At 39.1% G+C, this 23,974-nt stretch carries 21 protein-coding genes; 1 reads left to right on the top strand and 20 read right to left on the bottom strand.

The features are described from left to right. Positions 1-48: 48 nt before the first annotated feature. The 14 genes from C1724_RS01070 to hprK form a co-directional block, all read right to left on the bottom strand. Positions 49-1,569 (bottom strand): tetratricopeptide repeat protein, encoded by a 1,521-nt coding sequence (locus C1724_RS01070; protein ID WP_102344909.1) that lies wholly within the window; start codon positions 1,567-1,569, stop codon positions 49-51. Between the two features lie 779 nt (positions 1,570-2,348). Next, positions 2,349-2,984 carry a bifunctional phosphoribosyl-AMP cyclohydrolase/phosphoribosyl-ATP diphosphatase HisIE gene (gene hisIE / locus C1724_RS01065; RefSeq protein WP_102344908.1) on the bottom strand — a complete coding sequence of 212 codons (636 nt, stop codon included), beginning with the start codon at positions 2,982-2,984 and terminating at the stop codon, positions 2,349-2,351. Further along, positions 2,981-3,739: an imidazole glycerol phosphate synthase subunit HisF gene (gene hisF, locus C1724_RS01060; protein WP_102344907.1), complete on the bottom strand. Its 759-nt coding sequence runs from the start codon at positions 3,737-3,739 to the stop codon at positions 2,981-2,983. The genes hisIE and hisF overlap by 4 nt, the downstream gene beginning before the upstream one ends. Further along, positions 3,736-4,470, bottom strand: a complete 735-nt coding sequence (hisA, locus tag C1724_RS01055) for a 1-(5-phosphoribosyl)-5-[(5-phosphoribosylamino)methylideneamino]imidazole-4-carboxamide isomerase (protein ID WP_102344906.1) — start codon at positions 4,468-4,470, stop codon at positions 3,736-3,738. Before hisA ends, hisF begins: the two co-directional genes overlap by 4 nt. A 1-nt stretch (position 4,471) precedes the next feature. Next, positions 4,472-5,104: an imidazole glycerol phosphate synthase subunit HisH gene (gene hisH, locus C1724_RS01050; RefSeq protein WP_102344905.1), complete on the bottom strand. Its 633-nt coding sequence runs from the start codon at positions 5,102-5,104 to the stop codon at positions 4,472-4,474. Between the two features lie 3 nt (positions 5,105-5,107). Beyond that, on the bottom strand, positions 5,108-5,704 hold the full coding sequence (gene hisB, locus C1724_RS01045) for an imidazoleglycerol-phosphate dehydratase HisB (RefSeq protein ID WP_102344904.1): 597 nt from the start codon (positions 5,702-5,704) through the stop codon (positions 5,108-5,110). Between the two features lie 100 nt (positions 5,705-5,804). Further along, positions 5,805-7,079, bottom strand: a complete 1,275-nt coding sequence (gene hisD / locus C1724_RS01040) for a histidinol dehydrogenase (RefSeq protein WP_102344903.1) — start codon at positions 7,077-7,079, stop codon at positions 5,805-5,807. 1 nt (position 7,080) lies between these two features. Continuing rightward, positions 7,081-7,716, bottom strand: coding sequence for an ATP phosphoribosyltransferase (gene hisG, locus C1724_RS01035; RefSeq protein ID WP_102344902.1), 636 nt, complete (start codon positions 7,714-7,716; stop codon positions 7,081-7,083). Further along, complete coding sequence (locus C1724_RS01030; RefSeq protein ID WP_102344901.1) at positions 7,713-8,900, bottom strand: ATP phosphoribosyltransferase regulatory subunit; 1,188 nt, start codon at positions 8,898-8,900, stop codon at positions 7,713-7,715. The genes hisG and C1724_RS01030 overlap by 4 nt, the downstream gene beginning before the upstream one ends. Positions 8,901-10,808: 1,908 nt before the next feature. Continuing rightward, entirely contained in the window at positions 10,809-11,351 is a 543-nt protein-coding gene (locus C1724_RS01020) for an acyltransferase (protein WP_102344900.1), read from the bottom strand. Next, entirely contained in the window at positions 11,348-11,995 is a 648-nt protein-coding gene (gene ppaX, locus C1724_RS01015; protein ID WP_102344899.1) for a pyrophosphatase PpaX, read from the bottom strand. Before ppaX ends, C1724_RS01020 begins: the two co-directional genes overlap by 4 nt. Beyond that, complete coding sequence (locus C1724_RS01010) at positions 11,985-12,926, bottom strand: nucleoside recognition domain-containing protein (RefSeq protein ID WP_102344898.1); 942 nt, start codon at positions 12,924-12,926, stop codon at positions 11,985-11,987. The genes ppaX and C1724_RS01010 overlap by 11 nt, the downstream gene beginning before the upstream one ends. Positions 12,927-12,991: 65 nt before the next feature. Continuing rightward, positions 12,992-13,804, bottom strand: a complete 813-nt coding sequence (gene lgt / locus C1724_RS01005) for a prolipoprotein diacylglyceryl transferase (RefSeq protein ID WP_102344897.1) — start codon at positions 13,802-13,804, stop codon at positions 12,992-12,994. Between the two features lie 681 nt (positions 13,805-14,485). Further along, on the bottom strand, positions 14,486-15,421 hold the full coding sequence (gene hprK / locus C1724_RS01000) for an HPr(Ser) kinase/phosphatase (protein ID WP_102344896.1): 936 nt from the start codon (positions 15,419-15,421) through the stop codon (positions 14,486-14,488). Between the two features lie 314 nt (positions 15,422-15,735). Here hprK and C1724_RS00995 point away from each other — a divergent pair, with 314 nt between their 5' ends. Continuing rightward, on the top strand, positions 15,736-16,302 hold the full coding sequence (locus C1724_RS00995; RefSeq protein WP_102344895.1) for a lysophospholipid acyltransferase family protein: 567 nt from the start codon (positions 15,736-15,738) through the stop codon (positions 16,300-16,302). Between the two features lie 103 nt (positions 16,303-16,405). Here C1724_RS00995 and C1724_RS00990 read toward each other — a convergent pair whose 3' ends face one another. The 6 genes from C1724_RS00990 to uvrB all read right to left on the bottom strand — a co-directional run bounded on the left by C1724_RS00990 (position 16,406) and on the right by uvrB (position 23,856). Next, positions 16,406-16,771 (bottom strand): phage holin family protein, encoded by a 366-nt coding sequence (locus C1724_RS00990; protein ID WP_102344894.1) that lies wholly within the window; start codon positions 16,769-16,771, stop codon positions 16,406-16,408. Beyond that, positions 16,768-16,974, bottom strand: coding sequence for a PspC domain-containing protein (locus C1724_RS00985; RefSeq protein ID WP_102344893.1), 207 nt, complete (start codon positions 16,972-16,974; stop codon positions 16,768-16,770). Before C1724_RS00985 ends, C1724_RS00990 begins: the two co-directional genes overlap by 4 nt. A gap of 40 nt (positions 16,975-17,014) precedes the next feature. Further along, a complete protein-coding gene (locus C1724_RS00980; RefSeq protein ID WP_102344892.1) occupies positions 17,015-18,106 on the bottom strand; it encodes a DUF4097 family beta strand repeat-containing protein in 1,092 nt (363 codons plus the stop codon). Positions 18,107-18,199: 93 nt separating this feature from the next. Next, positions 18,200-18,508 (bottom strand): DUF4870 domain-containing protein, encoded by a 309-nt coding sequence (locus C1724_RS00975; RefSeq protein ID WP_102344891.1) that lies wholly within the window; start codon positions 18,506-18,508, stop codon positions 18,200-18,202. 395 nt (positions 18,509-18,903) lie between these two features. Next, complete coding sequence (uvrA, locus tag C1724_RS00970; RefSeq protein ID WP_102344890.1) at positions 18,904-21,777, bottom strand: excinuclease ABC subunit UvrA; 2,874 nt, start codon at positions 21,775-21,777, stop codon at positions 18,904-18,906. A gap of 81 nt (positions 21,778-21,858) precedes the next feature. Then, a complete protein-coding gene (gene uvrB / locus C1724_RS00965; protein ID WP_374703436.1) occupies positions 21,859-23,856 on the bottom strand; it encodes an excinuclease ABC subunit UvrB in 1,998 nt (665 codons plus the stop codon). Positions 23,857-23,974: the final 118 nt, after the last annotated feature.

Raw genomic sequence — 23,974 nt, 5'->3', positions numbered from 1 at the left:
TCGTCTATAAAAATGCTCAATGAAGTATGAACTTTTTTTAACTTATCCTTAAATTAAATCCATCACAAGCTGCGTATATTTTCTTAGTGTTGAAGTTGATATTGAGTATTTTTGAGCAATCTCCTTTTGACTAATCGGATACTCTTCTGCTCTTACAAAGCAATATTCAACTGCTGCCGCCCATGCTTGGTTATTTTTAAAGTTAATTGACGGGTCATTTACACCATTCTGCAGAACCCGAAACCATAGTATATATATTTTTTGTTGAATTATTTGTGACCAACCATTTTGATCTTCTAATGTGTCGATTACATTATAGCCATCAACAAATCGCGGTGATACTTTATGGTTATCATATGTTAGTTTGTTCAACATATGGTTCGTAAATTCTTCTAAATAATGCAAGGAGTCGCTTGAAACGATGCGTTTAATTTCTTCTAATGACTCAACATTTCCCGCTTCCATTAAAAGAAACAACAGCAAGCATTTCTTTTCCTCATTATCGGTTTCCTTAAACTGCTCTAATAATGAAGACGTTAATGGCTCCTCATTGATCGCCATATTTGAGTTTAACCATGGCTCAGCATTTCTTTTTTCAGGATTCATCCGGACGACTTTATTCCACGCATCATTTGCGATCTCATTATGATCGGTATAAAATGCGGAAATTGATAACCAATAGTAGAATGAAACATCGCCCTCATAACCAAACTTTTGCAACCAGCGCAACCAACGATAAGCAAATTCATATTTCCCTAACAACGCAAAGGTTACACCTAGTTTCGAACGTTGGTCAAAGTCAATAGGATGAACAATATTAAGCTGTGCAACAATATGTTCAACAGCCTTCTCTCGTCCTAAGTAATGGAAAAAGACGGCCAAATTACACATTGCATGAAGATTGCCTTCATTTTTCTGTAGAACGTCCTCTGTAAGCTTAATTGCTTTTTTTACATTACCTAAATAAAACTGCGCTAGCGCCAAATTATTATAGGCAGACCAAAATTCAGGGTAATCAGAAATAAGCTGTTGAAGGATTTCACTTGCTTCTTCCAGCTTTCCATTTTCAAGCAGTTCACGTGCATTTTCCTGCTGTAAAATTAAATTTTCTTCATCCGTTTCTTCTAAGTGAATGTTCATTTCACTTGATTCAATTGATAATAAATCAATAAGGTCCTCAGTATCCTCATAAAATTCGCCATCTGGTGCAAACTTTAAATACTGATTCGCATATTTTTTAGCCTCTTGAAACAATCCTAAATATGCATAATTATTTGCTAAAAAGTAATAGCATTCATACATTTCAGAGTCTAGTTTATCGATAATTCTCTTTAAAATTGTATTAGACTCTTCAAACTCACTCAATTCAGCAAGCACTGCAGCTTGTTGACATAAAAATATAGGTTCATTTGGATCGTACTGAATTGCCCGTTGAAAATACTTTTTTGCTTTATACAATTCTCGACGACGGTAGTATTTAAGCCCTTTTTTGAAAAAGTATTCTCCATTTTGAGCAAATGGAACGATCTGTCCGATTAAATTTTCCGCTTTTTGTTGTTGTCTTCCCATAAAACCTCCAAATTGTAGTAGTTGAACAATTCTTTACTTTAAGAACCATTCAAGCCTTTACGAACATTTTCCGTTACTTTTTCAGTTACAGGTTGCACATATTTTCATACATGCGGGATTTATTTAAAATTTTATAATATCGAACAATAAGAAATAGATAGCCGAAAATAGTATATCATATTTTACTTTTCAACATCAAAGTCTCTTATAAAAAATTAGGTATAGCGCAATAGTTAATTTTTTTTCGTTTGACAACTACCTTACAATAGAGTTTGCTGCATTGGTTGAATCTTGCCCCTTTAGTAGCTTACGGCCATTTATTGGCGATTTTTATTTGTAACATTTAGCTATAGATTGGCAGATTGACAGCTACTGCAAATTTATTTGCAGCTTACAGCCTTAAATTTGCGACCTTCAATTTTGATAGAGTTTTCTATTATAGTACGATGCTTTAAGCAAATCTACGGTAAATAGTGCCTTATAGTAGACTAAGTTAAGTTGCATTTCATTTACCCTGTTCTTTATTAGCTAAAATCGCACTATTTCCATAACAATAATCGGAATAATGCATATAATTATCCAAAATGTCGAGTTTAAAAATCTTCTAAATCAATGATAATCACTCTCAATTATATACTAAGTAAATCATTTTTAATAGTACATTCATCCGTTTTATGTATATTTGGAAAAAATTACTCCAGGAATGGCCCTACATTAGAAATTAATCTTTCTTAAAGTACAAAAAGCCACCACCCATTAAGATGATAGCCTTTTATGAATTATTTTCCGCTATGTCTTTCCACTAAAACATTTAATACATCATCTAAAGGAAGTTTTTGCTCGCGTAATAACACTAGCAAGTGATAAAGAAGATCCGCAACTTCCCACTTCAATTCTTCCGGATCGCGATTTTTTGAAGCGATAATAACTTCTGATGCTTCTTCGCCGACTTTTTTAAGAATTTTATCGACACCTTTATCGAATAGATATGTAGTATATGCACCTTCAGGACGCTCTGCCTCACGCTCTGCAATTACGCGTTCTAGCTCATTAATAATCGCAAAACGATTGCTTTGCAGCTGTGGAACTGGCTCATTCTCAAATAGTGATGTCGAGAAACAGCTATACGTACCTTCATGGCAAGCAGGTCCAGCTGGATCAACTAGTACAACCAACGCATCTTGATCGCAGTCATAGCGAATGTCATGAATCTTTTGTGTGTTTCCAGAAGTTTCGCCTTTATGCCATAGCTCTTGGCGCGAGCGGCTCCAAAACCATGTTTCCTTTGTTTCAAGTGATTTTCTTAATGACTCTTCATTCATATAAGCTAGAGTCAAAACTTCCTTACTTGCAACATCTTGTACAATGGCTGGAATTAACCCGTTATCATCAAATTTAATATTTGAGAGGCTCATCGCACATTCACCCCTTCTTTACGAATATAGTCCTTCACTTCTTTTACAGACGTTTCTTTATAGTGAAAAATAGATGCTGCCAACGCGGCATCTGCTTTAGCATCTTTAAATGCATCCACAAAGTGCTGAGCGTTACCTGCTCCACCTGACGCAATAACAGGAACCGTGACTGCCTCACTAACCGCTTTCGTTAAAGCGATATCGAAACCAGATTTTTCACCGTCTTGATCCATGCTCGTTAATAAAATTTCACCTGCACCGCGCTCAACAACTTCCTGTGCCCACTCAATGACATCACGCTGTGTTGCATTGCGGCCGCCATGTGTGTAAACGCGCCATGAACCTAAAGACTCATCATATTTTGCATCAATCGCCACTACGATACATTGCGATCCAAAAAAGCCTGCACCTTCTGTAATTAACTCTGGATTTCTAACGGCTGCTGTATTTAATGATACCTTATCCGCACCAGCACGTAAAATCCGTTTCATATCTTCAAGCGAGTTGATGCCGCCCCCAACTGTAAACGGAATGGCCAATTTCGCAGCTACACGCTCAACGACATCAACCATCGTTTCACGGCCTTCATGTGATGCCGAAATATCTAAGAACACAAGCTCATCGGCACCCTCATGATCATAAAACTCAGCTAACTCAACCGGATCACCAGCATCGCGAAGCTCAACGAATTGAACGCCTTTTACAACGCGGCCTTCTTTTACATCTAAACAAGGTATGATACGTTTCGTAATCATGCTTGTCCCACCTCGCTTAGCGCCTCTTTCACTGTAAATTGTTTTGTATACAGCGCTTTACCTACAATCGCACCGCCTACACCTTTGGCTGCGTACTTTTTCAATTCAATTAAATCCTGAAGTGAACTCACACCACCAGATGCAATCACTTGTTTACCAGTTGCATCAGCAAGCTCTGCGTTTGCATGGATATTTGGTCCTGATAGCATTCCATCTGTTGCGATATCGGTAAAAATAAACACTTCCGCGCCTGCAGCAGCTAACTCTTTTCCAAGGTCTGTCGCTTTTACATTCGATGTATTTAACCAGCCTTCTGTTGCAACATAGCCATTTTTCGCATCGATGCCGATCGCAATTTTTTCACCGTATTTTTTAAGCATTGCTTTTACAAAATCAGGATCTGAAATCGCAGCACTTCCTAAAATCACGCGGCTCACGCCATTTTCTAAATAATATGCAACATCTTCTTCCGTACGAATACCGCCGCCAATTTGCACTTTTACATTTAAATTATTCGCCACTTGAAGCACGTATTCATCATTGACACGCTTACCAGCTTTGGCACCGTCTAAATCAACCATATGGATCCATTCTGCACCTTCATCGGCAAACACCTTTGCCATATCAAAAGGAGAATCGCCATACACTGTTTCTTTATCGTAATCACCTTGCAACAACCGTACACATTTTCCACCGCGCATATCGATCGCCGGATATATTGTAAAACTCATATTACGCTCTCCCTTCAACAACACTTGCAAAATTCTTTAAAATTGAAAGTCCGATATCGCTGCTTTTTTCCGGATGGAATTGTGTGCCAAACACATTTCCTTTTCCAACTACAGCAGGCACTTCAACATCATATGTGCTGCTTGCTAACACAACATCATGATCCTCAGGCGCCGCATAATAGGAATGCACGAAATAAACATGACCCTGCTCCACATTTTGTAGAAGCGGCGATTCTGGATGATTAAAGTTTAGCTTATTCCAGCCCATGTGCGGAACTTTGTATTTCTCACCATTTGCTGTCGTTCCGGGGAACTTGACAATTTTTCCACTTAAAAATTGGAAACCTGTCGTGATGCCATTTTCTTCACTTTCATCAAATAATAGCTGCATGCCAAGGCAAATTCCTAATAACGGCTTGCCAGCTGCCACTTCACTTTTTATAAAAGCAGTTAAGCCTGTTTCATTTAAAATCGCCATTGCATCTTTAAATGAGCCAACACCAGGCAGGATAAGACCTTTACAGCTGCTCAGTTTTTCCGTATCATCTGTAACAATGTATTCATAGTTCATTCGCTCCAGCGCCTTGCTGACGCTGTATAAATTCCCCATGCCATAATCGATAATGCCTATCATTTTTTACAACATCCCTTTCGTTGACGGAACCCCTTTAACTCGAGGATCGATCATCGTTGCTTCGTCTAATGCACGTCCTAATGCTTTAAATACAGCTTCAATCATGTGATGTGTATTGTGACCATAATGAACAATGACATGAAGATTCATGCGCGCTTCTAATGCAAGTTTCCATAAAAATTCATGAACTAACTCAACATCAAACGTACCTACGCGAGAATTTGGGAATTCACCTTTAATCTCGAAATGCGGGCGATTGCTTAAATCAATGACAACCTGCGCCAATGCCTCATCCATCGGTACAAATGCATTGCCATAACGCTTAATGCCTTTTTTATCACCTAGCGCCTCGCGCAACGCTTGTCCAAGACAAATGCCGATATCTTCAGTTGTATGATGATCATCCACTTCGATGTCACCTTTTGCATCGATCATTAAATCAAACTGGCCATGTTTTGTAAAAAGATCTAGCATATGTGTTAAAAATGGAACTCCTGTTTCTAATTCAGTTCTTCCTTCACCATCAACTGAAAAAGTAAGCTGAATAGCTGTTTCATTTGTTTTACGATCTATACTTGCATGACGTCCATCTAAAACCATTTAAGTTCCTCCTTAAGTTTGGCTTTTATTCTAGTTATCATTATAAACTAAAATTTATTATTGGAATTATTCAACATTCTGATAATCGTGTTTTACCAACTTAGTTACCTTTATTCAAACGTTGCTCTACTGCACGGGCATGCGCTTCTAGGCCTTCTAAGCGGGCTAGGGCTGCAATTTTTTGGCCATTGCTTTGAATAGCAGTTCGGCTGTACGAAATAATGCTCGATTTTTTTACAAAATCATCAACGTTTAATGGACTTGAAAAACGAGCAGTACCATTTGTAGGCAATACATGGTTCGGTCCAGCAAAATAGTCACCCACAGGCTCTGAGCTATTTTCACCAAGGAAAATCGCGCCAGCATGGCGGATTTTACCCATGATCGCCATTGGATCCTCGGTCATGATTTCAAGATGTTCTGGCGCTAATTCGTTAACAGCATCGATTGCTGCCTCTAAAGAGTCTGCTACATAAATCGCACCATAATTGTCAATGGATGCACCGGCAATTTCTCGGCGCGGCAGCGTTGCTAATTGATTTTCGACTTCAAGTGCCACCTTTTCAGCTAATTCCATTGACGACGTTACAAGCACGCTTGACGCTCTAACATCATGCTCTGCTTGCGATAAAAGATCAGCTGCTATGTAAGCAGGATTTGCATGTTCATCCGCTAGCACAACGATTTCACTAGGTCCAGCAATCATATCAATATCAACATCGCCAAACACTTCACGTTTCGCTAATGCCACAAAAATATTCCCCGGGCCCGTGATTTTATCAACTGCAGCAATGGTTTCAGTTCCATATGCAAGCGCGGCAATACCTTGTGCACCGCCAACTTTGTAAATTTCTGTTACGCCACATTCATTTGCAGCGACAATAACACCAGCTGGAAGTTTTCCATCTTTACCTGGCGGCGTCACCATTGCAATCCGCTTTACACCAGCAACTTGTGCTGGAACAACATTCATAAGCACAGATGACGGATATGCAGCCGTACCACCTGGTACATAAACGCCGACTGCATCAAGCGGTGTAATTTTTTGACCTAAAATCGTACCATCTTCTTGCGTTGTAATCCATGATTGACGAACTTGACGGCTGTGGTAGTCTCTAATATTAGCAGCTGCTTCTTTAAGGTAGCCAACAATTTCTTCATCGATTTGTTCGTAGGCCTCTTGAATTTCCTGTTCTGTTATATTTAGTGACTGCAATCTAACTCCATCAAATTTTTCAGTGTAATTAAATAGTGCGGCGTCGCCAGTTTGTTTAACGTTATCAAGGATTTCTAACACGGCGTGACGTTGCTCGTCTGTTCCAGAATCTAAATCGCGTTTTAATGTTAAAGCATCAGTCACTTTAATAATTTTCATGCTAGTTTCCTCCTTCAATAACGGTAGATAGCCTTTCAACCATATCATCGATATACTGATCTTTCATGCGGTAGCTCACTGGGTTAACGATCAAGCGCGATGTAATATCAACAATTCGTTCAAGCTCCACTAAGCCGTTTTCTTTAAGAGTTTGCCCTGTTGAAACAATATCAACAATCCGTTCTGCTAAACCAATTAACGGCGCAAGTTCAATCGAACCGTTCAATTTAATAATTTCAACTTGCTCGCCTTGTTCACGGAAGTATGAGGACGCCACCTTTGGATACTTTGTCGCAACTTTAGGAGCGACCGAGCCAAGCTTTGTATTAGGTAATCCCGCAACCGCTAAATGGCAAGCACTAATTTTTAAATCTAGCACTTCATATACATCGCGGTCTTCTTCGAGCATTGTATCTTTACCTGCGATGCCAAGATCAGCAACGCCATGTTCCACATATGTGACAACATCCATAGGTTTTGCTAGGATGAAACGCATATTTTCTTCTGGTACATCGATAATTAATTTGCGATTATCATCAAATTCAGGGGGAAGGTTATAATTTGCTTTTCGTAACAGCTCTGCTGCTTCTTCAAAAATCCGTCCCTTTGGCATTGCAATTGTTAACGTAGAACTCATACCCCATTCTCCTTTCCAGCTTTACCGATACAATATGAAACGTCTGCATATCTTTTTGTAAATAAGTCAACATCATCTACACCTGAAATATCTTGCAGCACGACTTTTTCACCTGCTTTTCGTTTTTCAGATGCAAGTTGAATGGCTTCTTGTCTTCTTTCTTGACTGAATAAAATAACTGAGAGCGGTGTTGAATCCTCCGCTGCTACCCCTAATGCCTCAACAAAGCGATCTAGGCGAATTCCAAAGCCAGTTGCAGGTGTCGGACGATTGAATTTCTCAAGCAATTGATCATAACGACCACCATTGCATAATGAAAATCCTAAGTTTGCTGCGTAGCCTTCAAACACAATGCCTGTATAGTAGCTCATATGACTGACAATGTTTAAATCAATTTTAATATGATCTGTGACACCATAGCTTTCTAATTGCGTCCATAATTGATCAAGCTCTTCAATCGCTTTTCGAGCCGTACTATTTTGTGTAACCTCACGTGCTTCAGCAATCTTCTTTTGATCACCGCGGAGCTGCAATAAGTTCAACAGCAATTGGCGGTCAATGGAAGAAAGCGGTAAGCTTTTAACATGCTCGCGATAGCCTACATAATTTTTTTCATATAAAAAGCGGCGCAGTGTATTAGCACGCTCTTCATTTCCTAATATTTCAACAAACAGTGCGTTGACGAAACCAACATGGCCAATCGCCACTGTGAAGTCTTTTAAGCCTGCATTCTTTAATACCGCTACCATTAAGGCAATTACTTCTGCATCTGCACTGCATGTCGGATCACCGATTAATTCAATCCCAACTTGTTCAAACTCAGCAGGACGTCCGCCTTCACGCTGCTGGGCGCGGAATACCTTAGTGTCGTATGCTAATCTTAATGGAAAACCTTCGTTCTTCATTCGAGATGCTGCAACCCGTGCGATCGGAGCAGTCATGTCCGGTCGTAGCACAAGCGTATGTCCTTGTTGATCTAATAATTTAAATAATTGTTGATCTTGGATAGCCGATGCTGATCCTACTGTTTCGTAATATTCTAATGTTGGTGTTTCAATCGACTGATAACCCCAAGCTTGGATTTCTTCAGCCATTTTCATTGAAACCTTTTTCTTAGTTTCATACAGCTCTGGCAACGTATCGCGCATTCCTAGTGGCTTTTCAAACATAAATAGCTTTGACATCGTAATCGGACCCACCTTTTCGTTTCTGTTATATGTTAGTTTACATTATTTAAGCCTTTTGCATTTACCTTTGTTTAGGTTAATTTTGGATTTTGTGTATTGTGTTTTGGTTTGTGTATTGCGTATTGGTTTGTGTTTTGGTTTGTGTTTTGGTTTGTGTTTTGGTTTGTGTTTTGGTTTGTGTTTTGGTTTGTGTTTTGGTTTGTGTTTTGGTTTGTGTTTTGGTTTGTGTTTTGGTTTGTGTTTTGGTTTGTGTTTTGGTTTGTGTTTTGCATTTTCGCGTTCCGTATTTTGCTTTAGTTCGCTAATATGCTAATGAAATGAAGTATACTATGTAGTCTACTCCTGATTAGCTTATCAGTCAATTAAAAAATCAAAATTTTTAGTTAAAATTAGATAATTGATAGATTAATGAGCAATTACTTGAGGTTAGTCGAAAAAATTAGGGGCAAATTTGCATGATCATAACCGGCTCTTTATTCTATAAAGAGATATCATGCAAGGTGGAGAGCTTTTATAGAGGATAGCAACTGTTGCCTTTCTAAGCTACCGTTACCACCTTGGCTTAGAATTATCAATTTTGGATTAAAAATTCGACATATTGGATTAGAAACTAGTGAATTTGGACTAGAAATTGCTCAAGTTGGATTAGAAACTTGAGGATTTGGATTGAAAAACGCAGTAGTTAAATTCGAAGTCACGGAAAGCCGTTTAACCGTAATAAAAGTGAATGAAAAGACCATCGTATTCGTTACCGTCTAGCATGAAATAGACACTTACAAGGCACAATTGGGGGCTATTCGTTACCGCTATAAACAGAACCTACCGCTAGCGGGCACGAATAGGGTAATTAACCCCAAATAGAAACCCATTTTCTCGCTATTCGTTACCGTTACGAACGAAAAATTCCTCTAGCGGGCACGATTACGCTCTATTCGTTACCGTTGCAAACAAAAAATTCCTCTAGCGGGCACGATTACGCTCTATTCGTTACCGCTGCAAACAAAAAATTCCTCTAGCGGGCACGATTACGCTCTATTCGTTACCGCTGCAAACAAAAAATTCCTCTAGCGGGCACGATTACGCTCTATTCGTTACCGTTGCAAACAAAAAATTCCTCTAGCGGGCACGATTACGCTCTATTCGTTACCGCTGCAAACAAAAAATTCCTCTAGCGGGCACGATTACTGCCTATTCGTTACCGTAATGACCAAAAACTACCGCTTACGGGCACAATTACTGCCTATTCGTTACCGCTACGAACAGAAACTTCCGCTTCCGGGCACGATTACTACCTATTCGTTACCGCTACGACCTGAAACTTCCTCTTTCGGGCACGATTACGACCTTTTCATTACCGTTACGTGCAAAAACTTCCTCTTTCGGGCACGATTACGACCTTTTCATTACCGTTACGTGCAAAAACTTCCTCTTTCGGGCACGATTACGCTCTATTCGTTACCGTTACGAACAGAAACTTCCTCTTACGGGCACGATTACTGCCTATTCGTTACCGCTACAAACAGAAACTTCCTCTTTCGGGCACGATTACGACCTTATCATTACCGTTACAAACAAAAACTAACGTTTCCAGGCACGATTACGGCCTATTCGTTACCCTACCAATCAAATTTCACCGCTTACGGGTACGAATAGGGCACTATCCCCCTAATTAATTCCAAATACAAACCCGTTTCCCCGCTATTCGTTACCACTACTAACAAAAACCCCTGCTGTCGGTAACGATTAGTTCATTACCCCACTACCACAAATATCCCAATACAAAACAAAAAAGCCCGGAGGTTTATCATGTAAAACACGTCAAAACGATGACATCTGTTTTACATTCTATCGTCATTCTGCTGAATTCCGATAGCCTAAACATCTCCGAGCTTATATAAAAAACACTTAAACCCCTACTTCAACTTCACCCTTACGCTCTTGTTGCATTTCACGTTCTTCCATCTCTTCTTTTGTGTAAATAATTCGCATTGGATTGCCCCCGACAAAGGCACCCGCTGGAACATCTTTATGTACTAATGTTCCGGCAGATACGATTGCCCCATCGCCGATTTCAACGCCAGGAAGTATCGTAGAATTGGCACCGATCATCACATCGCTGCCAATCACCACATCACCTAAACGATATTCTTTTATTAAATACTCATGTGCCAAAATCGTCGTGTTATAGCCGATTACCGTGTTGTTCCCCACTTTTATATTTTCCGGAAACATCACATCAAGCATAACCATTAACGCAAACGATGTGCTTTTGCCGACATCCATGCGCAAAAAAGTACGATAAAGCCAATTTTTCATTGGCAAAAAAGGAGTGTAACGTGCCACTTGAATGACGATGAAATTTTTAACAACCTTCCAGAACGGAACGGTTTTATACACATGCCATAATGAATTTGCTTCCGTTACACTATACCTTTTCGTCCGCCTCACTTTTGGTCTCCTCCAACAATCTCAATTAAATCTGACATTTTTTCTAGCATAAAATCAGGATTGTAGCTTTTCAGATACTCAGGTCCTTTGGCAGACCAAGCAACACCGGCCGTGTACGTACCTGCATTTTTTCCACCTTCAATATCATGATGATTATCACCAACCATGATCGTATGCTCTGGCACAGCGTTTAATTGTTTCATAGCAAGCTGAATAGGTTCTGGATCTGGTTTGGCACGTTTTACATCATCTAGCGTTACGATGACATCAAAAAACTGATCAAGTTTAGTGAGCCGCAGTCCCATCTCAACTGTTGTTCTAATTTTTGTTGTTACAATTCCAAGCTTATAGCCTTTTTCATGAAAATATTGAATCGTATCATACACCGTTTCAAATTCAGTTACTAATTCATCATGCTTTTCATGGTTAAATTTACGATAAACTTGCATCATTTCTTCTGCTTTTTCAGGATTTAAAGTTGAAAAAGTCTCATAAAGCGTTGGTCCAATAAATTGGAGAACATCTTCACGCGTATATTGACCAGGAAAATAATGCTCTAATGTGTGTACAAACGATGTAATAATTAAATTATTTGTATCAATTAATGTTCCATCTAAATCAAATAATAGTGTATCAACCTTCATATGCCGCTTCCTTTCTACTACTTTGCTCCACTCGATTCCATACAAACGCAACAGCAACGGTTAACAGCACTGCCGTAACTAAACGAATGACCAGCAATGGCAGCACTGGAATTCCAAGTGGAATAAAAATTAATGTATCTTCTATTACTGCATGACAGGATACTAAGAAAATAAACGCTAAATACAGATCCTTCTTAGACACGCCATCGTCCTTAACTGCTTGAATCATGACGCCCGCTCCAAACGCTAGACCGATCACAAAGCCCGATACTAACGTTGTCGATGTATTTTCTTTCATTCCTAAGGCTCTCGTAACAGGAGACATCTTTTTTGAAAATTTATCAATCCATTTTAAATCCTTCATCACTTGAATCAGCATCATGAGTGGAATCACAATAAGTGCAATTTGGACAATGCCCAACGTCGCTTTTTCAAGTCCTTGTAGTAATATCGATAAAAATCCTGAAACTTCCTCTGTTTGATTTGAAATGAAGCCATATTGCGCTAACTCTTTCCCACCATGCCATACCAGATTGATGACAAAAGCAGAGAGTATGGCTAAGAATAAGCGGACCACAAGGACAACCCACATTTTCACGCCTACTTTGGCAGCTACTGCCGATTCAATGATAAGAGAATGCGAAAACGATAGCATTACTGCTAGTATAAACACTTCTTTTACCGTTAAATCTAACGTTAAAAGGGCACCTATTCCTGCGTACAAGTTTAAAAGATTCCCCAAAACTAACGGAATTGCTGCATCACCTGAAAGCCCAAACCAGCTCATGAACGGCTCAATTATTTTAACGATCCAAGGTAAAACCGGTGTATATTGTAAAAACGTCACTAACAACGTGACCGGAAATATAATTTTCCCTAACGTCCACGTCGTTTGCAAGCCAACTCTCAAACCTTGTTTAACAGTGTCCAAGCTCGCTCCCCCTCTAACAACACATATGTTTTTTGTCTAGCTTTCAGATAAATGTTAGATAACGATTATTGCTCCAAATAACGGCCGCTCGCATATCCTTTTGAACGACGAACCCACCATGTAACAAGTGCAAGTACAATCAATACAATGGAAATAAACTGAGCTACCCTTAACGTTTCCGTTAACATTAAGCTATCGGTACGCATGCCTTCGATAAAAAATCGACCAATTGAGTACCAAATAACATAGCTTAAAAAGATTTCCCCACGCTTTAAATTAACTTTTCGAAGGCCTAGTAAAATAGCGACTCCGACAAAATTCCATAAAGATTCATATAAAAAAGTCGGTTGATAATACACACCATCAATATACATTTGGTTAATAATAAATGTTGGCAAATGCAAGCCTTCTAAATAAGCTCGGGTAACCTCGGCGCCATGTGCTTCTTGATTCATAAAATTTCCCCAGCGACCAATTGCTTGCCCTAAGAGAATACTAGGTGCCCCGATATCCGCCAGTTTCCAGAACGATATTCCGCGTTTTTTTGCAAACACATACCCAGTTAGAATCGCCCCAATGAGCCCACCATGGATGGCAATACCGCCTTCCCAAATCTTAATAATATCCCCTGGATTTTGAGAATAATAATCCCATTGGAAAATAACATAATATGCTCTTGCTGATAAAATGGCAATTGGTATTGCATACAGCACTAAATCAACAAAAGTTTCTTTTGGTAAACCTCTGCGTACACTTTCGCGCGTCGCTAACCATAAGCCAAGAATAGCACCAAAGGCAATAATGACACCATACCAATAGATCGTTAATGGACCTAATTCTAAAAAGACACGATCCAACTGTTGAATTTCAGTTTCCATATATTCACTTCCTTTTTTCGTAGTGATAACTATAAAACAGGGCCAAGTTTCGTATCCGATATTTTTTTCAAAATCACCGTTATGCATGAGTAGTGGTGCCTAACTTCGCTCGACAGACAACGCAATGCTTTCAAACAAGGCAACACAACACTAGTTTCTGCAAGGTAAAGCACACGAGTTCCTGCCAGGCAACACAACATTTCTTGCAATAAGTATTCTTGCCAATCTGCGTGCGCCCCCTCCCATGCCGTTACGAGACAGCGAGCTTTAAGCGGACATATAAGGCCTTATTTGATTAAAAAGAGGGTTTTGTTGATTTTACCGGACATTGAATACCTTATTTGGCCAAAATCACCAGGTAAAACCCTCAAATTGAGCAAATAGAGAATCATTTGTACTCTAAATTCAAAAAACAAGCCGTTTTGAGCGAAATAACAAATTCATTGTCCGGTATTTTTTCCTTAAAAAAAACGCCCGCCCAAAGCAAAGAACTTCAATCCCCGTAATCCTTTGAACTAACACTTTATTTTGCCAGAATACATCGAAGAGAGAACGGTGAAACAGTACGCCAATGATCAAACTCCCATCTGCCTAGAGCATGAAAACCTTTTACCAAACAATACGTTAAAACAAAAGCGCATACCTCAATCTATGTATATACCAACCCTTACAACCGCAAGCTTAAAATTCTTCATGCTCGCGATCTTCAATCACATCTGTTAAGCGATTGGAAAATTGCTCCGCTGCATTAACACCCATTCGTTTTAGTCTAAAATTCATGGCTGCCACTTCGATAATAACAGCAAGGTTACGTCCAGGTCTTACCGGAACAGTCAGCTTCGGAATATCGCAATCAATAATCCTCATTGTTTCTTCCTCAAGCCCTAGGCGGTCGTATACTTTCATTTGGTCCCATAACTCTAGGTTAACGACTAAGCCAATTCTTTTATAATTACGCACAGCTCCTGCACCAAATAAAGTCATCACATTAATGATTCCTAACCCACGGATCTCCAATAAATGTTGAATTAATTCAGGTGCATTCCCAACTAATGTATCTAAATCTTCCTGACGAATCTCCACACAATCGTCTGCTACAAGGCGATGGCCACGCCGAACAAGATCCAATGCTGTTTCACTTTTACCAACACCACTTTTACCTGTTATCAATACCCCTATACCATAGATATCAACGAGTACACCATGAATGGCGGTTGTTGGCGCGAGAATACTTTCCAAGTAGTTTGTAAGGCGGCTCGATAACCGCGTCGTTTTAAATTTAGAACGCAATATTGGTACATCATTAAGCTTTGATGCTTCAATTAACTCTGAGGGAATATCCAAGTCACGCGATATAATGACCCCAGGTGTAATATCCGTACATAACATTTCAGCACGTTCTTGGCGTTTTTCAGAACTAAGCTGATTAAAAAATGAAAGTTCTGTTTTTCCTAACAACTGAATGCGCTCTGATGGATAAAATTCAAAGTAACCTGCCATTTCGATACCAGGTCGTGAAATGTCACTCGTTGTGATCGGGCGATTGAGTCCATCTTCACCGCAAATTAGTTCTAATTTAAATTTATCAATTATGTCCTTCGTTCGAACCTTCACCATTCCATAAATTCCTCCAAACATGAGAGATACTGCCCTTTATTTTACCATTATTTTTTTGAAACACGAAATAATCCTTTCTATTATCAACTGAAGAATATTTATTTTTTAGTACGATAATGTTATTTATCCTTGAAATAACAGTTGCATTTGCCATTTAGTTTTTTAGAAAAAGCACCACTTTTAACTAAATATACTGAACTATTTTAATATTTATGGATTTAATTCTTTTTAGTTGATAATATAAAGAGTATATTGTTGTATTTGCAGTTTTACAAACTTAGAATGAATTAATGTTTAACAGAAAAGGTGAAATAATGGTTTATAAATTTATTGTGTTTACGGTGTATTGGATTACTCATTTTCGTTTTCGTCTGACGATTAAAGGTCAAGAGAATATCCCAGAGGGTGGCGTTATTATTGCGATGAATCATCAAAGCAATTGGGATTCGTTACTTGTTGGGACGCACACACCTCGGAAACTATATATTATGGCGAAAGAAAGCTTGTTTAAGAACAAGGGATTTGCTTGGCTTATTACCGAAATGGGCGCTTTTCCTGTTAGCCGTGATAAAGCTGACGTAAAATCACTAAAGCATTCGTTAAAGCTATTAAAAGATGGAAAAATTTTCTCGCTGTTTATAGAAGGAACCAGAAGTAAAACGGGCGAAATGCAACAACCTAAAAAAGGTGTGGGTTTTATAGTTTCTAAAAGCGGTGCACCTGTTGTTCCCACATACATACATGGTACAACAAGTAAAAAGTGGTTTAGCAAAGCGACTGTTATTTTTGGAAAGCCGATTACGTTTGCCGATGAAAAAGATTATGAAGTTATTAGTCAAACAATAGCAGAGCATATCAGCAAATTGAAAGAACAAGTTTAATGCAATGATAGAATCGTCAGGAATTTAATAGCAAAGCGGACAGTAAACAGCACTGTCCGCTTTTTATATATATAAAACAAATCATAAACAAAATAACGCCATCTTATCTACTGTCTTTTTTACTTAAAGGTTCGATAATTACTTTTTGAATCAACATATTTAAAAGAGAAATCACGATTGCCGCGAGTACAGCCGCACCAAAGCCTTCAATCTCGAACGCTGACCCCATAATGCCATCTGCCATCATTAACGTGATCGCATTGATCACAATTAAAAACAGCCCGAAAGATAAAATCGTTACTGGCAGTGTTAACAAAATTAAAAATGGCTTAACAAAGACATTTAACACTGAAATAAGTAAACTAGTGATAATAGCTGAGTTTAAATCCTCCAAGTAAAACGATTCAAAATAACCTGCGACAACAATGAGAACAATCGTGTTTATTAGGATATGAATGAGCCATCTCATCCATCAATCACACCATCATCATATGGAATTACAAAAGTTAGAACAAAGTATGCCAATGCCAGCGGTAAAAACGCTGTAAAAATTAACAGCAATACAAAAATAACTCGAAGTAGTGCTGCATCCACACCTAAATATTGGGCCAACCCACCAAGAATACCTGCTACCTTTTTATTGTTACGAGTTCTATACAGCTTTTTCTTCATACTCTCAAACACCACCTTTTTTCATAGTTTATATACTTCTTTACTGATTACTTTTTATTGAAATTGAACCAGCTCTTGATTCTGCTTCAACATCAAGCTTACGCAGTCGACCACGATTCGCCGCAAAGCGCATTTCCTTCTGCACGACCTCTCTTTTTTCCTCAAATACCTCTAATTGATTTAATTCACAACTAAAACCGCCGATATTCGATCTAATAATACCATTAACCTCAACTTCAGTTGGAACGAACAGCTTGATGCTGCCGGTTTTTGTTTTTAACAACACGGTTTCACAGTTTGGATCTTCCAAGTGACAAATAATACTGCTGCTAAAGCTTTGAAGATCTGTTTTTCCAAATGAGCCTTTGGCTGTAATCGTTCCATTTAAAGTTTCTGCCTCGATGGCCTGCGCATAACTATTTTCCACTTTAATATGCCCATTAGCTGTTTCAAATTCTAGATCTTCGGCGCTGACATGATTAACCGTAATATTGCCGTTTGCAGTCGTCGCCTTTAATACTTTTACATTTAACTCATCAAGAGCGATTTGACCATTAAACATTCGAATTAATATATTTTCATAACTTGATCTAGGAACGTAAAAAATCGTGTTAAGCTTGATATTCTTGGGCTCGACTTCAAATTTTAAAGAATTTTCATTTATCGCAAATTGGACTTGCTTGAGAAATTCATTTTTCGCCTCTTCATGGGATTCAGCTTTGTAAACTTTAGCTCGACATTCAATCCGAACCTCCTGTTCATCCCACGGCTTTAATTCGATTTCACCATTTGAAATGTCCACATTCAGATTGGATAAAATAATATCCCGATGTTGAAAAATATGATTTACTTCATGATGTGGTCCAAAATTAAAATCCAAATCAACTTCTTTAATCTTTTTAAATGCACTTTCAAAAAATCCTGAAAATTTTTCTTTAAATCCTGAGTTTTTATAACTTTGTTTATAGTCCTTGTAATTCGAGTCGTATTTTACAAAAGTTGAAGGATTTGTAGCTGTTTGTTTCGATTCTGTTTTTGGACTCTCTAATTTTTCTAGCAGCATAATTGCTTCTTCTGCAGTCAGCTTGCCTTCCTCTACCATTTTTAATATACGTTTACGCTCTTCAATCATTTTACATTCCCCTTTAATTATTTTTCTCGTTTATGACGGGCAGTTTGTAATTCTTTTGATATCACATATAAGTAAATTTAAACAAACGTTTGATTAATCAATTAACACTTTAACACCTTTATAAACATTCCAAATCAGAACAATTAAATTAATAGCCCCAATTAGTAAGAAAGCAGCGATCCCACTTATTGCAAACAATGTAGGCTCAACACCCGTAAACAACCATGGAATCACAATAAACGGAATTGTAATTAGCGGTATTAAATGGGATAAAAATGCTTTCTTCGCATGCTCTTTAATTTCTGAACTATCAACGATAAAATAAATCACTACCGGTAAAATAAACCCCGCAAAGAAAATACTAAAATAACATAATGAAGAAATTAACCGATCGGTATTCACACCAACCCACTCCTTATATATATGATCGAATACTAAACTACATTTATGGTAGCTTGATGATTTCTGTATATAAACAACCATCTTTAGTATCTTAACTTCTCTATATACTTATATACGAGTAAATGCACAAGACGTTTCACACAAACTTCAAAATACGTCTCAAGACGTAGAGCATGGTTAACCAAGTGCCAGGTGACAGGCACTTCCCGAATTTTGTCGAATTCGACAAGTGACAGGCACTTGGCAATACAGGCACTTGGCGCTTTGTACTTGAAACTGTACTTGGAACTTTGCTCTTGCCACTTGCCGAAAATTCCATATACACAACAAAAGCATGATAATGCATTGAAAATCATGCAATACCATGCTTTGGTTATCCGCCTTTTTGACGCTTATTAGTTTGAAATGGATTCAATTTCGCGAAGTTTAGTTTCCATTCTATTCCGATCTCGTTCAATAACAGGCTTTAAGTATTTACCTGTATAAGATTCCTCAACCTCACATATTTCCTCCGGTGTCCCAACGGCAACAATTGTACCGCCCTTGTCCCCACCTTCAGGACCTAAATCGATAATATGATCGGCAGCTTTGATCACGTCTAAGTTGTGCTCGATGACCAATACGGTGTCGCCATTTTCAACTAACCGCTGCAGCACCTTTAATAATCTTGAAATATCATCGACGTGTAAGCCGGTTGTTGGTTCATCTAAAATATAAAGCGAGCGGCCGGTTGAGCGACGATGCAGTTCAGATGCAAGCTTCACCCGCTGCGCTTCACCGCCAGATAATGTGGTTGCTGGCTGTCCAAGCTGAACATAACCTAAGCCCACATCAGCGATTGTTTGCAGCTTGCGTTTAATTTTCGGGATATTTGCGAAAAATTCAACGCCAGCTTCGACCGTCATATCTAAAATGTCCGAAATATTTTTATCTTTATACTTAACCTCTAATGTTTCACGGTTGTAACGCTTGCCATGACATACTTCACATGGCACATATACATCCGGTAGGAAATGCATTTCAATTTTTATAATGCCATCGCCACGGCAGGCCTCGCAGCGGCCGCCTTTCACATTAAAGCTAAAGCGCCCTTTTTGATAACCGCGGACCTTCGCTTCATTTGTTTGCGCAAATACATCACGAATATCATCAAATACCCCTGTATAGGTAGCAGGATTTGAACGCGGTGTTCGGCCAATCGGGGATTGATCAATATCAATCACTTTATCTAATTCCTCGATGCCTTTAATTTCTTTATGCTCACCAGGCTTCGCTTTCGCTCCATGTAGCTTTTGCGCAACTGTTTTATGTAAAACTTCATTAACGAGCGTACTTTTTCCAGAACCAGATACACCTGTAACACAAACGAACGTCCCTAACGGAATTTTTACACTCACATTTTTTAAGTTATTTTCGTTAGCTTTAATAATTTCTAGAATACGACCTTCACTTTTACGGCGTTCAGTTGGCAATGGAATGAACTTTTTACCAGACAAATATTGACCTGTCAATGAATTCGGGTCATTCATCACTTCTTCAGGCGTACCTTGGGAAGTAATCACACCTCCATGAACACCTGCACCAGGACCAATATCAATCAAATAATCTGCAGCCATCATTGTATCTTCATCATGCTCAACAACAATTAGCGTATTGCCGATATCACGCATATTTTTTAACGTATCAATCAAACGATCATTGTCACGCTGATGCAAACCAATTGAAGGTTCATCTAGAATATAAAGCACACCCGTTAATCGTGAACCAATTTGCGTAGCCAAGCGAATTCGTTGGGCCTCGCCACCTGACAATGTTCCAGCTGAACGAGCTAATGTTAAATAGTCCAAACCTACATTCACTAAAAAGCCTATGCGCTCCAGAATTTCTCTAAAAATAAGACGTCCGATCTGCATTTCTTTTTCCGTTAAACTGATCTGTGAAAAAAATTCATGCGCTTCTTGAATCGATAGCTTTGTAATTTCACCAATATGCTTACCATCAATTCGCACAGCTAATGATTCTTTTTTCAAGCGATGGCCTTTACATGTCGGACAATCTTTTTGTCCCATGTACTTCTCCATTTGTTCCCGAATATAATCTGAAGATGTTTCGCGATAACGACGCTCCACATTGCGAAGTACGCCCTCAAACTCCACTTCATTTTCACGAACCTGTCCAAAATCATTTTCATAACGGAAGTAAACTTTTTCACTGTCGCTACCATATAAAACTTTATCAAGCAGCTGTTTCGGTATGTCTTTGACCGGAGTTTCCATATCGACTCCGAAATGATCACAGACGCATTTTAACAACTGAGGATAATACTGTGAGCTTGTCGGTTCCCATGGTGCAAGCGCATGTTCATGCAACGTTTTATCCCAATCGGGAATCACTAAATCTAAATCAACTTCAAGTTTCGTTCCTAAACCGTCGCAGCTTGGACATGCACCAAACGGACTATTAAACGAAAACATCCGCGGTTCTAGTTCACCTATCGAAAATCCACATTGCGGGCAGGCATGATGCTCGCTAAAGAGCAATTCTTCTTCGCCAATGACATCGATAATAACCGTACCTTCTGCTAAACGTAATGCTGTTTCTAATGAATCCGCCAGACGAGATGCAACGCCCTCTTTAATCACAATCCGGTCAATCACAACCTCGATCGAATGTTTCTTATTTTTTTCAAGCTTAATTTCATCACTCACTTCATGCATTTCGCCGTCAACGCGGACACGCACATAACCTTGCTTTTTAATATCCTCAAAAACCTTAACATGCTCACCTTTTTTACCACGAACAATCGGCGCTAATACTTGTAGTTTCGTACGTTCCGGAAGTTCCATAATGCGGTCAATCATCTGCTCAATCGTTTGCGAGCTTATTTCAATGCCATGCACAGGACAAACAGGACGGCCAATACGCGCATAAAGCAGCCGCAAATAATCGTACACTTCCGTTACCGTGCCAACTGTCGAGCGCGGATTACGGCTCGTTGTTTTTTGATCAATCGAAATGGCAGGTGATAGCCCCTCTATTGCATCAACATCCGGCTTATCCATTTGCCCTAAAAACTGACGAGCATATGCGGACAGCGATTCGACATAACGTCGTTGGCCTTCTGCATAAATCGTATCGAATGCGAGCGATGACTTCCCGGAACCTGACAAACCTGTTAGAACAACAAGCTTGTCTCTAGGAATGACCACATCTATATTTTTTAAATTATGTGCCCGAGCACCTTTTACAACGATATTCTTAACTGACATAACTGTCTCCTTTCCACCGAAAAAAGCACAAGCGCCTTGCTGGGCGCGAAATCTATTTTAAACAAAACACGCTAATCATTTTTATCCTTCAGCCTTCAATTCTAAAATTAAATCACGCAGCTCGGCAGCACGCTCGAAGTTTAAAGCTCTTGCTGCTTCCTTCATTTCTGTTTCGAACTGAGCAATTAACTTCACACGTTCATCCTTCGTTAGCTTAGCAGCTTTTGTTGGCGTATCATACGTTTCTTCCGTTTCAGCTGCCATCGTCGCGCGAATGACATCACGAATTTCTTTTTGAATGGTTTTAGGTGTAATATGATGTTTCTCATTAAATTCTTCTTGAATTGTCCGGCGACGTTTCGTTTCATCCATTGCAATTCGCATTGAATTTGTAATTTTATCTGCGTACATAATAACATGGCCATTCGCATTACGCGCTGCCCGGCCAATCGTTTGAATTAATGAACGCTCCGAACGTAAGAAACCTTCTTTATCTGCATCCAAAATGGCGACAAGCGACACTTCCGGAATATCTAAGCCTTCACGCAATAAGTTAATCCCTATGAGCACATCATACTTTCCTAAACGTAAATCGCGGATAATTTCAATCCGCTCTAATGTTTTAATTTCTGAGTGTAAGTACGAAACCTTAATGCCAAGCTCTTTTAAATAATCGGTTAAATCCTCTGACATTTTTTTCGTTAGAGTCGTTACGAGGACCCGCTCATTTCGTTCAACTCTAGCATTGATTTCGCCAATTAAGTCATCAATTTGGCCTTGAATTGGACGAACATCAATATTAGGATCAAGCAACCCTGTTGGACGAATAATTTGCTCAATTACTTCTGGAGCATGCTCCATTTCGTAAGGTCCGGGTGTAGCTGAAACAAAAATCGCTTGCTTTACAACTTTTTCAAATTCATCAAACATTAATGGACGGTTATCTAATGCGGACGGTAACCGAAAGCCATGATCCACAAGCACTTGCTTTCGAGCGCGGTCGCCGTTATACATGCCGCGAACCTGAGGGAGCGTCACATGTGACTCATCGACAATTAACAAAAAGTCTTCTGGAAAATAATCAAAAAGTGTGTAAGGCGTTGCACCCGCTGGTCGCAGCGTTAAATGACGAGAGTAGTTTTCAATTCCTGAGCAAAAACCCATTTCTCTCATCATTTCTAAGTCATAGCGAGTTCGCTGCTCAAGTCGTTGTGCCTCCAACAATTTGCCGTTTTCATGCATTTCTTTTAAACGTTCTTCTAACTCTGTTTCAATATTTTCAATCGCAATTTTCATTTTCTCTTCACGTGTAACGAAGTGGGATGCCGGAAAGATTGACACATGTTCACGATCGCCTAAAATTTCTCCAGTCAGTGCGTCAACCTCACGAATTCGATCAATTTCATCACCAAAAAATTCAACACGAATACAATGCTCATCACGTGATGCCGGAAAAATTTCCACTACATCCCCGCGAACACGGAACGTCCCACGCTGAAAATCAATGTCATTTCTATTATATTGGATATCCACTAAATCACGTAATAACTGGTTGCGTTCTATTTCCTTACCGACGCGAAGTGAAACAACCATTTCTCGATATTCCTCCGGCGAACCTAAACCGTATATGCAAGATACACTAGCCACAATAATGACATCATTCCGTTCAAATAAAGATGATGTCGCAGAGTGGCGGAGTTTATCAATTTCATCATTAATGCTTGCATCTTTTTCAATAAACGTATCTGTTTGCGGCACATATGCCTCAGGCTGATAGTAATCATAGTAACTGACAAAATATTCAACTGCATTGTTAGGAAAAAACTCTTTAAACTCACTATACAGCTGTCCTGCTAACGTTTTATTATGAGCTAATATTAGTGTAGGTTTATTAATTTGTTGAATCACATTTGAAACCGTAAATGTTTTACCTGTCCCCGTTGCACCAAGCAACGTTTGATATCGTTTACCTTCCTTAAGGCCGTTCACAAGCTTTTCAATCGCTTTAGGCTGATCCCCACCTGGCTCATACTTTGATTTAAGATCAAATTGTTGGTCCACAAAACTACCTCCGTTCATCACCAAATTCTGTAATTCATTGTATCACATCTACTTCACAAACTGCTAATATGAACGAACGGGTATTCGTTTATTTTTAAAAAAACACGCCATTTGCCTACAATGGCAATTGACGATG

The sequence above is a fragment of the Bacillus sp. Marseille-P3661 genome (genome assembly GCF_900240995.1).
Lineage (GTDB): Bacteria > Bacillota > Bacilli > Bacillales > Bacillaceae_J > OESV01.
Note: the sequence above shows the minus strand (reverse complement) of the source record. Positions and strands in the feature narration are given on the sequence as shown.

Coding starts and splice junctions, on each gene's coding strand:
- C1724_RS01070 (WP_102344909.1), bottom strand. CDS start 1,569: ATGGGAAGACAACAACAAAAAGCGGAAAATTTAATCGGACAGATCGTT.
- lgt (WP_102344897.1), bottom strand. CDS start 13,804: ATGGAAACTGAAATTCAACAGTTGGATCGTGTCTTTTTAGAATTAGGT.
- C1724_RS00990 (WP_102344894.1), bottom strand. CDS start 16,771: ATGAGATGGCTCATTCATATCCTAATAAACACGATTGTTCTCATTGTT.
- uvrB (WP_374703436.1), bottom strand. CDS start 23,856: ATGAACGGAGGTAGTTTTGTGGACCAACAATTTGATCTTAAATCAAAG.
- C1724_RS00995 (WP_102344895.1), top strand. CDS start 15,736: ATGGTTTATAAATTTATTGTGTTTACGGTGTATTGGATTACTCATTTT.
- C1724_RS00980 (WP_102344892.1), bottom strand. CDS start 18,106: ATGATTGAAGAGCGTAAACGTATATTAAAAATGGTAGAGGAAGGCAAG.
- C1724_RS01030 (WP_102344901.1), bottom strand. CDS start 8,900: ATGTCAAAGCTATTTATGTTTGAAAAGCCACTAGGAATGCGCGATACG.
- hisIE (WP_102344908.1), bottom strand. CDS start 2,984: ATGAGCCTCTCAAATATTAAATTTGATGATAACGGGTTAATTCCAGCC.
- C1724_RS00985 (WP_102344893.1), bottom strand. CDS start 16,974: ATGAAGAAAAAGCTGTATAGAACTCGTAACAATAAAAAGGTAGCAGGT.
- hprK (WP_102344896.1), bottom strand. CDS start 15,421: ATGGTGAAGGTTCGAACGAAGGACATAATTGATAAATTTAAATTAGAA.
- ppaX (WP_102344899.1), bottom strand. CDS start 11,995: ATGAAGGTTGATACACTATTATTTGATTTAGATGGAACATTAATTGAT.
- uvrA (WP_102344890.1), bottom strand. CDS start 21,777: ATGTCAGTTAAGAATATCGTTGTAAAAGGTGCTCGGGCACATAATTTA.
- hisG (WP_102344902.1), bottom strand. CDS start 7,716: ATGAGTTCTACGTTAACAATTGCAATGCCAAAGGGACGGATTTTTGAA.
- hisF (WP_102344907.1), bottom strand. CDS start 3,739: ATGATTACGAAACGTATCATACCTTGTTTAGATGTAAAAGAAGGCCGC.
- hisD (WP_102344903.1), bottom strand. CDS start 7,079: ATGAAAATTATTAAAGTGACTGATGCTTTAACATTAAAACGCGATTTA.
- hisH (WP_102344905.1), bottom strand. CDS start 5,104: ATGATAGGCATTATCGATTATGGCATGGGGAATTTATACAGCGTCAGC.
- hisB (WP_102344904.1), bottom strand. CDS start 5,704: ATGGTTTTAGATGGACGTCATGCAAGTATAGATCGTAAAACAAATGAA.
- hisA (WP_102344906.1), bottom strand. CDS start 4,470: ATGAGTTTTACAATATATCCGGCGATCGATATGCGCGGTGGAAAATGT.